Source organism: Nonomuraea ferruginea (assembly GCF_039540635.1).
GTDB lineage: Bacteria > Actinomycetota > Actinomycetes > Streptosporangiales > Streptosporangiaceae > Nonomuraea > Nonomuraea ferruginea.
In genome coordinates this window covers 52,967-65,709 of sequence record NZ_BAABFD010000015.1, presented here as the reverse complement: position 1 = coordinate 65,709, position 12,743 = coordinate 52,967, and the positions used below count along the sequence as shown (strand labels likewise).

The following is a 12,743-nucleotide window of genomic DNA, read 5'->3' as shown; positions in this document are numbered from 1 at the left end:
ATTCCTTCCCGGTCCACAAACGGTTCCGAGCAGCGGGTCAATGCAATTTCTCACTCAGGTAAGGCTTACCTAACAGACTTCGGGGCCATGATCGCGAAAACCACGGCGGAACAGGCGAACAGGCCGGTCATGACGACGGCCATGGGCAGCGCCGTGTCCGCGCCGAACAGCCCGACGAACGGAGCCGCGACCGCGCCCAGCGCGAACTGCAGCACGCCGAGCAGCGCGGAGGCCGCTCCGGCCACCTGCGGCGGCTGGCCGGCCAGGGCCAGCGCGCCGGTGCCCGGCAGGATCAGGCCCTGGCCGCACATGATGACGAACAGCCCGGCCACGACCCCGGTCAGCCCGAGCCCGATGACGACGGCCAGCAGCAGGAGCGCCCCACCGGCCAGGGCGACGCCCAGACCGGCGAGGATGAGCCGGACCTGCGGCACCCGACCGGCCAGGCGCCCGCCGACCTGCGACATGGCGATCAGGCCGAACGCGTTGAGCCCGAAGATGAGCGAGTACTGCTGCGGCGAGGCCCCGTACACGTCCTGGAGGACGAACGGCGAGCCGGAGATGTAGGCGAACATGGCGCCGAACGCGAGCCCGGCGCTCAGCGCGCAGCCCATGAACGGCCGGTCGCCCAGCAGGCGCCGGAAGCTGCGCAGGGTGTGCCTGAACCCGCCGCTCTCCCGCTGGTCGGCCGGGAGCGTCTCGCGCACCCCCGCCAGCACGGCCAGCATCAGCACGAGCCCGGCCAGGCTCAGCGCCACGAACACGCCCCGCCACGAGGTGAACTCCAGCAGCTGCGCCCCGGCGATCGGCGCCAGGATCGGCGCCAGGCCGCTGACCAGCATGAGGCTGGCGAAGATGCGGGCGATGGCGGCGCCGTCGTACAGGTCGCGCACCACGGCGCGCACGATGACCAGGGCCGCGCCGCCGAGCATGCCCTGCACCAGCCGCAGCGCGATGAGCACGGGCACGGACGGGGCGAACGCGCACAGGAGCGACGCCACCATGAACCCGCCCACGCCGACGATCAGCGGCACCCGCCGGCCGCGCACGTCGCTGAGCGGCCCGGCCACCACCTGACCGACGGACACGCCGACGAGGCAGGCCGTCAGCGTGAGCTGGACCTGGGCGGGGACGCTGAGCATCTCCTCGGTGATGGCCGGCAGCGCGGGCAGGTACATGTCGATGGACAGGGGCCCGATCGCGGAGAGCGCCCCGAGGATGAAGAGCAGGAGCCCCGCGCGGCGGCGGCTCTCCTGGACGACCGGTTGCGCGGCTTCTGCCACGGACATGCGCGTTTACCTCTCCATGCGGGCCAAAATGTGAGATGCGGACATGAACCGAGAGGACTAAACCCTTTTCTGGTAATACTCATTCCCGGTTTCCGGAAATTTCCGGTAAACGTATCGTTCGTAGGTGAAACCTCCCTGACAAGCCGACGCGGGGCTGACCGGCGAACCACCCCCGGCGGTCCCTAGACTCGTGCTCATGACATCCCCAGCCGTCGAGATCGTCGACCTCGTGAAGCGGTACGGAAGCACCGCCGCGATCGACGGGCTCACGCTGAGCGCCGCCCGCGGCGCGGTGACGGCCGTCCTCGGCCCCAACGGCGCGGGCAAGACCTCGACGGTGGAGATCTGCGAGGGGTTCCGCACGGCCGACGGCGGCACGGTGCGGGTGCTGGGCCTGCCGCCCGACTCGGCCGCGCTACGCCCCCGGGTCGGCGTCATGCCGCAGTCGGGCGGCGTGCCGCCCGCCGCGCGCTGCGGCGAGTGGCTCCGGCTGGTCTCGCGCTTCCACGCCCGGCCGCTGGATCCGGGCGCCCTGCTGTCCAGGCTGGGCCTCTCCGATCACGTACGGACCCCGTTCCGGCGCCTGTCGGGCGGGCAGCAGCAGCGGCTGTCGCTGGCCGCGGCCGTCATCGGCAGGCCCGAGCTGGTGTTCCTCGACGAGCCCACGGCGGGGCTCGACCCGCAGGCCCGGCACGCCTGCTGGGAGCTGGTGGGCGAGCTGCGCGCCGCCGGGGTGTCGGTGGTGCTGACCACCCATCACATGGACGAGGCGGAGCGGCTGGCCGACCACGTGGTGATCATCGACAGGGGCCAGGTGGTGGCCGAGGGCAGCCCTGCCGCGCTGACGGGGGCCGAGCGGCAGCTCCGGTTCCGCGCCCGCCCGGGGCTGGCGCTGGAGGAGCTGCTCAACGCGCTGCCGATCGGCAGCGCGGCCAAGGAGTCGCCGTCCGGCCACTACATCGTCGAGGGGCAGGTCGACCCCGGGCTGCTGGCCACCGTGACCGCGTGGTGCGCGGCGGAGGGCGTGACGGCCGACGACCTGCGCATCGAGCGGCGCACGCTGGAAGACGTGTTCCTGGAGCTGACGGGCAGGGAGCTGCGGTGACGACACCCACACTCGACTTCACGCCCGCACCGGGGGCGGCGCCGTTCCCGCGGATGGTGCTGGCGCAGGCGGGGGCCGAGATCCGCGGCATGCTGCGCAACGGCGAGCAGCTCCTGCTCACCATGATCATCCCGGTGCTGCTGCTGGTCGGCTTCTCGGTGGCGCCGCTGATCGACGTGGGCGGCGGCAGCCGGGTCGACTTCCTGGCGCCGGGCGTGCTGGCGCTGGCGGTGATGTCGACCGCGTTCACCGGCCAGGCGATCGCGACCGGGTTCGAGCGGCGCTACGGGGTGCTGAAGCGACTGGGCGCGACCCCGCTGTCCAGGGGCGGGCTGATGCTGGCCAAGACGGTGGCGGTGCTCGCGGTGGAGGCCGTCCAGGTGGTGGTGCTCGTCGCGGTGGCGCTGTCGCTGGGCTGGAGCCCGCAGGGCTCGCCGGTGGCCGCGGTGCTGGGCTGCGCGCTGCTGGTGCTGCTGGGCACCGCCGCCTTCAGCGGGCTCGGGCTGCTCATGGCCGGTCTGCTGCGGGCCGAGGCGACGCTGGCCGCGGCCAACCTGGTCTACCTGCTGCTGCTGGCGGCGGGCGGGGTGGTGTTCCCGCTGGCGAAGTTCCCCGAGTCGGTGCGGCCCGTGCTGGAGCTGCTGCCGATCTCGGCGCTGACAGGCGGCCTGCGCACCGTGCTCGGCGGCGGCGCGCTGCCGGTGGCCGCGGTGGCGGTGCTGGCCGCGTGGGCCGTCGTCTCCCTCGTGCTGGCCGCCAGGACCTTCCGCTGGGAGTGATCATTCGGGGCGGGGCGCGGCGTCCTCCTCGGGAGCGCGCGCGCCGTAACGGCGGCGGCTGACCGCGGCGACCACCGTGAGCGGCGCGGCGACGGCCGCGGCCAGGCCGAACAGCAGCCCGTACGATCCGCTCCCGGCCAGCGGACCGGCCGCCCACGAGGCGACGGCGCTGCCCATGAACAGGCACGACGCGAAGAACGCGACCGTCGTGCCGCGCGCCTGCGGCACCACCGAGGTGGCCCAGGTCTGCAACGACGAGTGCATGAACGACCAGCCTCCCCCGAGCAGCAGCGCGGTCAGCGCGACCGTGCCGAGGTTCGCCTCCACGGCCACGATCGCGTACCCGGCGCACATCTGGGCCCCGCCGATCAGGATGAGCGACCACACCGGCCGGCCTCCCGCCAGCCGCTTGACCACCTGGGAGAACAGGTAGACGCCCAGGCCGTAGGCGGCCGCGGCCAGGCCGGCCAGGGCGGAGGAGACGCCCTGGTGCTGCAGGACCGTGGCCAGGAACGTCAGCATGCCGAGCAGCACGGCGCCCTCGACGAACGCCAGCGCGAACACCAGCAGGGCCCACGGGCGGCGCAGCACCGCGCCGACGTGCCTGCCCAGGCCGCCGATCTCGGCGCGCGGCGGCTCGGGCAGCGTCCGCAGCGCCACGGCGCAGGCCAGCGCGCACACCGCGGGCACGGTGAACGCCGCCCGCCAGCCGGCCAGGTCGCCCAGCACGCCGCCGAGCCCGGTGGCCAGCGCGGTGCCCAGCGCCATCAGGCCCATCAGGTCGGACAGGGCGCGCTGCCGTACCGACACCTGGAACGTGTCCCCCACGTACGTCAGCGACGTGGGGATGACCGCGCCGAAGCAGGCGCCCGCGGCGACCCGGGCGACGATGAGCGCGGGCAGCGCCGGCATGGCAGCCGAGGCCAGGCCCGCGAGCCCGGCGCCGAGCAGGGCCAGCCGCATCACCCGCACCCGCCCGAACCGGTCCGACAGCACCCCCCAGACCGGCTGCGACACCCCGTAGGCGAGGTAGTAGCCGCTGGCCACGGCCACCGCGGTGGCCAGCGGGACCTCCAGCTCGGCCGCGATCAGCACCAGGAGCGGCGTCACGACCAGGCGGTCGAAACTGCTGACGAACGAGGCGGCGGCGAGCGCGGCCGGCGGCCGGGTGAGGGTGACGGGCGGGGCTGAGGCGCTCATGTGCTCCTGCATCCGTTTGAGGGGATATTGATCAGTAAAACACCCTCTGACAGGAATGTCGGGCGAGGTCGGTACGCTTCAGGGCGTTGTGTCCGATACGAGGAGTTCCGTGCCCGCCTTCACCCTTGACGACCCGGTCGACCGCGGCCTGCCCCGGCCGGGGAACCTGCTGCGCACCGCCGCCGACTCCATCCCGCCGTCCGGGCTGGTGCTGCTGGCGATCTTCTCGGTGCAGCTCGGGGCCGGGTTCGCCAAGCAGCTGTTCACGGCGCTGCCGCCGAGCGCGGTGGTGTTCCTGCGCATCGCCATGGGCGCGCTGATCATCGGCGCGGTGGCGCGGCCGAGGCTGAAGGGCATGGCGTGGCGCGACTGGGCCGTGGGGATCGGGTTCGGCGTGACGCTCGCGCTGATGAACCTGACCTTCTACGAGGCCCTGGCGCGGCTGCCGATGGGGGTCGCGGTCGCCATCGAGTTCCTCGGCCCGCTGGGCGTGGCGGTGGCCGCCTCCCGGCGGCGGCTCGACCTGGTCTGGGTGGGGCTGGCCGGGACCGGAGTGGTGCTGCTCGCGCCCTGGGGCGAGTCGGCGTCGGCGAGCTGGGTGGGCATCGCGTTCGCGCTGGCGGCGGGCGCCTGCTGGGCGGCCTACATCCTGCTGTCGGCGGCGGCCGGGAGCCGGTTCCCCGGCACGACCGGGCTGGCGTTCGCGATGGTGGTCTCGGCCGTGGTCGTCGCGCCGGTGGGGGTCGTCTCCGGCGGGGCCGACCTGCTCCAGCCCGAGCTGCTGATGATCGGGCTGGGCGTGGGGCTGCTGTCGTCGGTGATCCCGTACTCGCTGGAGCTGAACGCTCTGCGCCGGATGCCGAAGCACGTGTTCGGCATCCTGATGAGCCTGGAGCCCGCCGCGGCCGCGCTGATCGGCGTGCTGGTGCTCAGCGAGGTGCTGCACGTCCAGCAGTGGGTGGCCGTGGTGTGCATCGTCGCGGCCAGCCTCGGCACCACCAGGGCGGTGCGGCGGCGCTAGCCCTCGCGGGCCGCCCAGATGCCCCTGACGTGCCGGATGTGCTCGCTCATGATGTGCTCGGCGGCTCGCTCGTCGCCGCCCTTGAGCGCGTCGAGCAGCGCCAGGTGCTCCCTGGCGGAGTCGGCCAGCATGCCGCGCTCCGACAGCTGTGACAGGCCGTAGAGGCGGGCGCGGGTGCGCAGGTCCTTGACCACCTCGACCAGGTGGCCGTTGCCGGACAGGCCGAGCAGCTCCAGGTGGAAGCGCAGGTCGGCGTCGACGTAGGCGAGCAGGTCGCCCCGCTGGGCGGCGGCGAGGATCTCCTCGGCGGCCGGGCGCAGCCGCTCGAAGTCGGCGGCCCGGCCGGAGTCGGCCATCCGGGCGACCGTCGGCACCTCGATGAGCTCGCGGATCTCGGTCAGCTCGTCCAGGTCGCGCTCGGACAGCTCGGTCACCCGGAAGCCCTTGTTGCGCACGGCCTCCACCAGGCCCGCCTTGGCCAGGTCGAGCATGGCCTCGCGGACCGGCGTGGCGGAGACGCCGAACTGGGCCGCCAGCACCGGCGCCGAGTAGACCACCCCCGGCCGCATCTCGCCGGTGATCAGCGCCGCCCTGAGCGCCTGCGCCACCTGCTCGCGCAGGCTCTGCCGCTCGCCCACCATCGGCAGGTCGAGCCGGTCCTCGGCAGCCATCGCCCTTCCCTTCGCTCAGGTCTCACCATGCCAGGCTTCGTACGCGGCGGCCGCGACCACCAGGTCCTCCCATGCCATGCCGGTGCCCTTGAACACGCGCGGCCCGGCCCCGGCGGCCACCCGGCCGGCTACCAGGTCGGCGAGGTCGCCGGCGAGATGGTGGGTGGTGATCGTACCGTGGCTGATCGGGATGACGACATCGCCGGCTTCGGCGAGCGCGGCGGTCCTGGCCTCCACGACCACCGTGGAGCGGGCCACCAGGTCGCCGTCGAGCTCCCGCGCGTCCGGCTCGTGCGAGCCGATGGCGACGACGGTGGCGCCATCGCGGACCAGCCCGCCGGGGAACAGCGGCTCCCTGGCGGTCGTGCAGCAGGCGATGAGATCGGCCTCCCGGACAGCCTCCGCCACCTCGTCCGTCACCCGTGCCGGGGAGCCCGGCTCCTGCGGGCGGGCGGTGAGTGCGGCCGTTTCCAGGCCGAGGGCCGCGCAGCGGGCCGCGAAGGCCTCCGCGCGCGCCGGGTCGCGGCCCACGACGGTCACCCGGCGCAGCGGGCGTACCTCGCCGAACGCCAGGACGTGGCCCCACGCCTGCGGGCCGGTGCCGAACACCACCAGGTCACCCGCGCCGGGGGCGGCCAGGTGGCGGACCGCCAGCGCGGAGACGGCCGGGGTGCGCAGGGAGGTGAGCGCGATGCCGTCCATGGCGGCCAGCGGCGTCAGGGTCTCGCCGTCGTACAGCAGGTAGGTGCCCTGGATGCGGGGCAGCCCGCGGGCGGCGTTGCCGGGCGCGACGGTGGCCGCCTTCACGCCGGCGTAGCGCCCGAAGGCGGCGGGCATGAGCAGGAGCTGCCCGGCGGGCAGCTCGACGACGGGCCGCCGCGGCGTCTCCTCGGGGTCGAGCCCGGCGCGCAGCGCGTCCTCCAGCAGCTGTACGGCACGCGCGGCGGGCACCAGCCGGGCCACGGCGTCCGCGTCGAGGTAGGGCAGCCCGCTCATCGCAGCGTGAACCCGGTGCCGAGCGGGTCGTCGGGGTCGAGCTCGAAGGAGTGCCGCCCGGTGCGATAGGCCATGCCCTCGATCTCGGGGATCACCCCGGCGCCGGTCACGCCGGTCACCCGTCCCAGGAACGTCGTGCCGACGACGCTCTCGTGCACGAGCGGGTCGCGCAGCCCGTCCTCGTGCAGCAGCGCCAGCCGGGCGGCCGTACCCGACCCGCACGGCGACCGGTCGACCTCCCCGTCGGCGAACACCGTCACGTTGCGCTGGCGCGCGTATCCGGGCTCCCCGTCCAGCTCCTCGTGGAAGATGACCCCGTACACGCCGGACAGCCGGTCGTCGCCCGGGTGGCGGGCCGCCGGATGCCCGGCCAGGTCCGCCTTGATACGCCGTCCCCAGGCGATCAGCTCGGTCAGATGCTCCGGCCCGACCTTCAGCCCCACGGCCGCGGCCGGCACCGAGGCGTAGATCGCTCCCCCGTACGCGACGTCGACCTTCACGCCGGCGGCCTCGACGCCCCGCGCGACCACGTACGAGGGGACGTTGACGAAGGTGACGGCGGTGACGCGGCCGCCGGCGCGGCGCACCCGCGCCGTGACGCGGCCGGAGGGCACGTCGATGACCACGTCCGTCTCGCCGTCGGAGGCGGCCTCGACCAGGCCCTCGCGCACGGCGTGCACGCCGAGCGCGATCGTGCCGTGGCCGCACGCGGTGGAGTAGCCGTCCTTGTGCCAGAACAGCACGCCGAGGTGCGCGCCGGGGTCGTCGGGCGGTACGAGGAAGCAGCCGTACATGTCGGCGTGGCCGCGCGGCTCGTGGCAGAGCAGCCTGCGGACGTGGTCGGCGGACGCGGCGGCGGACGCGGCGTTGGCGCGGCGTTCCAGCACGGTGGCGCCCGGGATGTCGGGGACGCCGCCGGTGACGATCCGGAACGGCTCGCCGGCCGTGTGGTAGTCGACCGTGGTGACGGTTGTGGGGATGGTCGTGGGGATGGTCGTGGGGATGGTCGTGGGGATGGTCGTGGGGATGGTCGTCGGGATGGTCGTGGGGATGGTCACAGCTCGAAGCCCTCCGGGAAGGGGTCACGCGGGTCCAGGAAGTACTGGGCGGTGCCGGTGATCCAGGCGCGGCCGGTGATGGACGGCACCACGGCGGTCCTGCCGCCGACGCTGGTGTCCTCCAGCAGCCTGCCCACGAACCGGGTGCCGATGAACGACTCGTTGACGAAGTCGCGGCCGATCGGCAGCTCGCCGCGGGCGTGCAACTGGGCCATCCGGGCGCTGGTGCCGGTGCCGCACGGCGAGCGGTCGAACCAGCCGGGGTGGATGGCCATGGCGTGCCGCGAGTGGCGGGCGTCGGAGCCGGGGGCGGCGAAGTAGACGTGGTGGCAGCCGCGGATGCGGTCGTCCTCCGGGTGCACCGGCTCGGCGGCGGCGTTGATCGCCTCCATGGTGGCCAGCCCGGCGGCGAGGATCTCGCCGCCGGCCTTGCGGTCGAACGGCAGCCCGTACGCGTCGAGGTCGGCGATGGCGTAGAAGTTGCCGCCGTACGCCAGGTCGTAGCGGATCTCCCCGTACCCGGGGACTTCCACGACGGCGTCGAGCCGGTCGGCGTAGGACGGGACGTTGCGCAGCGTCACGGACATCGCCATGCCGTCCTGGACCGCCACGTCCACCTCCACCAGCCCGGCCGGGACCTCCAGCCGGACGGTGGTGACGGGCTCGGTGACCTCGACCATGCCGGTCTCGACGAGCACGGTGGCCACGCCGATGGTGCCGTGGCCGCACATCGGCAGCAGCCCGGACACCTCGATGAACAGCACGCCCCAGTCGGCGTCGGGCCTCGTGGGCGGCTGCAGGATGGCGCCGCTCATGGCGGCGTGGCCGCGCGGCTCGTTCATCAGCAGCTTGCGTACGTGGTCGAGGTGGTCGCGGAAGTGGACCCGCCGCTCGGCCATGGTGGAGCCGGGGACGACCCCGACGCCGCCGGTGATGACCCGGGTCGGCATGCCCTCGGTGTGCGAGTCGACGGCGTGGAAGACCCGCCTGGTCCTCATCGCAGGCCCTCCGCGAGCGCCTTCCCGGTGACGGCGCGGACGGCCGCCTCCTGCTCGGCGGTGAGCGGCTGCCGGGGCTGGCGGCACGGGCCGCCGCGGCGGCCGGCGAGGTCCATGGAGAGCTTGATGGCCTGGACGAACTCGGTCTTGGAGTCCCAGCGCAGCAGCGCGTGCAGCTGCTTGTAGAGCGGCAGCGCCGTCGCCAGGTCGTGCGCCGTGGCGGCCTGGTAGAGGGCGACGTTGGAGACGGGCAGCGCGTTCGGGTAGCCCGCGATCCAGCCCTTGGCCCCGGCCAGCGCCAGCTCCAGCAGCACGTCGTCGGAGCCGATGAGCAGGTCGAGGCCCGGGGCCAGCTCGGCCAGCTCGTAGGCGCGCCGAGGGTCGCCGGTGAACTCCTTGACCGCCACGATCAGCCCCTCCTCGTGCAGCCTGGCCAGCAGCGCCGGGGTCAGGTCGACCTTGGTGTCGTAGGGGTTGTTGTACGCGACGACGGGCACCCCGGCTCCGGCCACCTCACGATAGTGCGCGAAGACGGCCCGCTCCTCCGCCCGGTAGGCGTTCGGCGGCAGCAGCAGCACCGACCCGCAGCCCAGCTCGGCGGCCTTCTCGGCCCACCGCCGCGACTCGGCCGCGCCGTACGCGCCGACGCCGGCCATCACGCGGTCGCCGCCGACCGCCGCGACGGCGGTCTCCAGGACCCTGGCGCGCTCCTCGGGGGTGAGGGTCTGGTACTCGCCGAGCGAGCCGTTGGGGACGACGCCGTCGCAGCCGCTCTCCACCAGCCAGCGGCAGTGCGCGGCGTAGCCGTCGTAGTCGACGGACAGGTCGTCGTGCAGCGGGAGCGTGGTGGCGACCATGATGCCGTGCCAGGGGCGGGTGCGTTCAGTCATGGGGTTCCTCCAGGGTGAGTTCGGCGAGGGCGGCCAGGGTGACGGGCTGGGCGATGGGGCGGCGGGGCGCGGCCTGGCCGCCGCCGACGAGGCAGGCGACGGGGTAGGCGCAGACGCGTCCCTGGCACCAGCCCATGCCGGCCCGGGACAGCAGCTTGGCGGAGCGCGCGTCGGTGGCCCCCAGCTCGCGCGCCTCGCGGATCCCGGCCAGCGGCACCTCCTCGCACCGGCAGACGATCGTGTCGTCCCGCAGCCAGCCGCGCCATCCGTCCTTGACGGGGTAGGCGGCCAGCAGCGCGGCGGCGAACGCGCGCATCCGCGTCCGTCTCCTCAGCAGGACGTCCGGCACGCCGGCGGCGCGTGTCGCCGGGGCGGTCTCGCGGGCTGCCGCGATGGACAGGCCCGCGACGCGGCCTTCGAGCTCGGCCAGGTGGCGGCCGCCGACGCCGGTGGGCTCGCCCGCGGCCCAGACGCCGGGGACGGTGGTGCGCTGGGCGGCGTCGACGGAGAGCACCGGGGTGCCGTCGGCGTCCGGGCGGGTGGCGCAGCCGAGCTGGATCCCGAGGTCGAGCTGGGGGACGAACCCGTAGCCGGTGGCGAGCGTGTCGCAGGGGACGCGGCGGGCCGACAGCACGTTCCAGTCGCGGTCCAGGCGGGCGACGGTGACGGCCTCCAGCTCCCGGTCACCGTGGGCGGCCACCACCGCGTGGCGGGTCCGGTACGGGACGCGGCGACGGGCCAGCGCCGCCAGGTATCCGGCGGCCTCGCCGGCCTTGTCTAGGGCGAGCAGGGGGTGCCGGGCCAGGCCGAGCCCGCCGTTGGCCTCGTACACGCCGGGAACCTCGGCCCCCGCCGCGGCCAGTCCCGCCGCGACGGGCAGCAGGAACGGCCCGGTCCCCGCCACCACGACCCGCCTGCCCGCCACCACTCCGTGCCCTTTGAGCAGCGCCTGCGCCCCGCCCGCCGTGAGCACCCCGGGCAGGTCCCACCCGGGGAACGGCAGCGGCCGGTCGTGCGCCCCGGTGGCGATCAGCAGCCGACGGCTCCGGACGGCGGCCCCGCCCAGGCAGTGGACGGTGAACCCGTCGTCCTCACGGGTGACGGCCCACACCTGCCGTCGCGTCATGACGTCGGCGCGGTCCTCCAGCGCCCGCACCTGGCGGGCGAACCGCTCGAAGCCCTTGGTCGCGGGCTCGTCCGGTACGTCCCGGTGCCGGAAATACTGGCCCCCGGGCCGTACCCCGGAGTCGACGAGCGCCACCCGCAGCCCCCGCAGCGCCGCCGTCAGCGCCCCCGCCACCCCGGCGGGCCCGCCGCCGACGACGGCGAGATCGTAGACGGTCATGAGGTGGTCACCTCGTCCCCCGGACGGGCCTCGGCCAGGCAGGCGCGCTCCACGGGCCCGCCGTTGACGCTGATCAGGCAGTCGAAGCAGACCCCGATCCCGCAGAAGAGACCCCGCGGCCGGCCGCCCACGCGGGTGGTGCGCCAGGCGCGGATGCCCGCCGCGTGCAGGGCCGCGCCGATCGTCTGGCCGGCCCGCGCCGGCACGGGCCGCCCGTCGACGGTGATCTCGAAGGTCAACGGTCCTCCCCGGAGCGGAAGCGGTCAGGACGGAACGGCCACAGGTCCAGGTCGGGCCGGCGGCCGGTGAGCACCTGGGCGAGCAGGTGGCCGGTGGCGGGCGCCAGGCCGATGCCGGCGCCCTCGTGGCCGCAGGCGTGGTGCAGCCCGGGCGCGCGCGGGTCGGCGCCGATCACGGGCAGGTGGTCGGGGCAGTACGGGCGGAACCCGCAGTAGGACCGGATGGCGCGCACCTCACGCAGCGCCGGGAACAGGGCGACGGCCTGGGCGGCCAACCGCGACAGCACCGGCAGCGACGTGGTCCGGTCGAACCCGACCCGCTCCCTGCTGGCCCCGATGAGCACGGTGCCCGCCGGGGTGCCCTCGACGACGGCCGAGGTCTCCAGCCCGGCGGAGTCGCTGGCGACGTTGGTGACGTACGCGGCGGTGTAGACCTTGTGCCGGATGAGCGGCCGGGGCAGCGGTTCGGTGACGAGGATGAACCCGCGCCTGGGCAGGACGGGCAGCGTCACCCCGGCGCGGGCGGCCAGCTCGCCGCCCCAGGTGCCGGCGGCGTTGACCACGGCCCCGGCCAGCATGTCGCCCTCGCTGGTGCGCACGCCGGTGACGCGGTCGCCGGAGCGGGTGAAGCCGGTGACGGTGACGCCGAGCCGCACCTTCAGCGCGCCGCGGCCGAAGCTGGCGGCGCCGTGCCGGAGCAGCCGGGCGGCGGCCAGCATGGGCTGGACCTGCGCGTCCTGCGGGTAGTGGACGCCGCCGGCCAGCCCGCCGGCCAGCTCGGGCTCCAGCGCGCGCAGCCCGTCCGCGGGCACGACCTCGTGCGGCACGTCCTGCTCGGCGGCCAGTTCCACCAGCCGTTCCTGGACCTCGGGCGTCTCGGCGACGACCAGGCCGCCCTTGGGCTCGTACTCGAAGCCGCCGCCCGTCGCGGCCAGCTCCCGCCACAGGCGGCTGGACAGCAGGGCGAGCTCCAGCTCGGGGCCTGGCTCCTTGTCGGAGACGAGCACGTTGCCCTCGCCCGCCCCGGTGGTGCCGCCGGCCACGGGGCCGCGGTCGAGGACGGTCACGTCGAGCCCGGCGCGGGCGGCGTAGTAGGCGCACGCGGCTCCGACGACCCCCGCGCCGACCACGATGACGTCGGACATCGCCCAC

13 protein-coding genes are annotated in these 12,743 nt (G+C 74.6%); 3 read left to right on the top strand and 10 right to left on the bottom strand.

Features of this window, described 5'->3' with window-relative positions:
- Window positions 1-65: 65 nt before the first annotated feature.
- Window positions 66-1,289: a multidrug effflux MFS transporter gene (locus tag ABD999_RS27010; protein ID WP_271275610.1), complete on the bottom strand. Its 1,224-nt coding sequence runs from the start codon at window positions 1,287-1,289 to the stop codon at window positions 66-68.
- A 196-nt stretch (window positions 1,290-1,485) separates the two neighbouring features.
- Here ABD999_RS27010 and ABD999_RS27005 point away from each other — a divergent pair, with 196 nt between their 5' ends.
- Window positions 1,486-2,394 (top strand): ABC transporter ATP-binding protein, encoded by a 909-nt coding sequence (locus ABD999_RS27005; protein WP_271275609.1) that lies wholly within the window; start codon window positions 1,486-1,488, stop codon window positions 2,392-2,394.
- Window positions 2,395-2,447: 53 nt separating this feature from the next.
- Window positions 2,448-3,173: an ABC transporter permease gene (locus ABD999_RS27000; RefSeq protein ID WP_148034523.1), complete on the top strand. Its 726-nt coding sequence runs from the start codon at window positions 2,448-2,450 to the stop codon at window positions 3,171-3,173.
- Here ABD999_RS27000 and ABD999_RS26995 read toward each other — a convergent pair whose 3' ends face one another.
- Entirely contained in the window at window positions 3,174-4,373 is a 1,200-nt protein-coding gene (locus ABD999_RS26995; protein WP_222708920.1) for an MFS transporter, read from the bottom strand.
- A 109-nt stretch (window positions 4,374-4,482) separates the two neighbouring features.
- On the opposite strand from ABD999_RS26995, the gene ABD999_RS26990 reads away from it, so the two are divergent.
- Window positions 4,483-5,394: an EamA family transporter gene (locus tag ABD999_RS26990; protein ID WP_271275608.1), complete on the top strand. Its 912-nt coding sequence runs from the start codon at window positions 4,483-4,485 to the stop codon at window positions 5,392-5,394.
- Here ABD999_RS26990 and ABD999_RS26985 read toward each other — a convergent pair.
- The 8 genes from ABD999_RS26985 to ABD999_RS26950 are packed head-to-tail and all read right to left on the bottom strand — an operon-like array spanning window position 5,391 to window position 12,736.
- Window positions 5,391-6,065: a GntR family transcriptional regulator gene (locus tag ABD999_RS26985; protein WP_271275607.1), complete on the bottom strand. Its 675-nt coding sequence runs from the start codon at window positions 6,063-6,065 to the stop codon at window positions 5,391-5,393. The genes ABD999_RS26990 and ABD999_RS26985 overlap by 4 nt on opposite strands.
- Before the next feature lie 15 nt (window positions 6,066-6,080).
- Entirely contained in the window at window positions 6,081-7,061 is a 981-nt protein-coding gene (locus tag ABD999_RS26980; protein ID WP_271275606.1) for an ornithine cyclodeaminase family protein, read from the bottom strand.
- On the bottom strand, window positions 7,058-8,119 hold the full coding sequence (locus ABD999_RS26975) for a proline racemase family protein (RefSeq protein WP_345482940.1): 1,062 nt from the start codon (window positions 8,117-8,119) through the stop codon (window positions 7,058-7,060). Before ABD999_RS26975 ends, ABD999_RS26980 begins: the two co-directional genes overlap by 4 nt.
- Entirely contained in the window at window positions 8,116-9,117 is a 1,002-nt protein-coding gene (locus tag ABD999_RS26970; protein WP_271275604.1) for a proline racemase family protein, read from the bottom strand. Before ABD999_RS26970 ends, ABD999_RS26975 begins: the two co-directional genes overlap by 4 nt.
- Window positions 9,114-10,007 (bottom strand): dihydrodipicolinate synthase family protein, encoded by an 894-nt coding sequence (locus ABD999_RS26965; protein ID WP_271275603.1) that lies wholly within the window; start codon window positions 10,005-10,007, stop codon window positions 9,114-9,116. Before ABD999_RS26965 ends, ABD999_RS26970 begins: the two co-directional genes overlap by 4 nt.
- Entirely contained in the window at window positions 10,000-11,352 is a 1,353-nt protein-coding gene (locus tag ABD999_RS26960) for an FAD-dependent oxidoreductase (RefSeq protein WP_271275602.1), read from the bottom strand. The genes ABD999_RS26965 and ABD999_RS26960 overlap by 8 nt, the downstream gene beginning before the upstream one ends.
- Window positions 11,349-11,591 (bottom strand): (2Fe-2S)-binding protein, encoded by a 243-nt coding sequence (locus ABD999_RS26955; RefSeq protein ID WP_271275601.1) that lies wholly within the window; start codon window positions 11,589-11,591, stop codon window positions 11,349-11,351. The genes ABD999_RS26960 and ABD999_RS26955 overlap by 4 nt, the downstream gene beginning before the upstream one ends.
- Window positions 11,588-12,736, bottom strand: coding sequence for an NAD(P)/FAD-dependent oxidoreductase (locus ABD999_RS26950; RefSeq protein ID WP_271275600.1), 1,149 nt, complete (start codon window positions 12,734-12,736; stop codon window positions 11,588-11,590). The genes ABD999_RS26955 and ABD999_RS26950 overlap by 4 nt, the downstream gene beginning before the upstream one ends.
- Window positions 12,737-12,743: the final 7 nt, after the last annotated feature.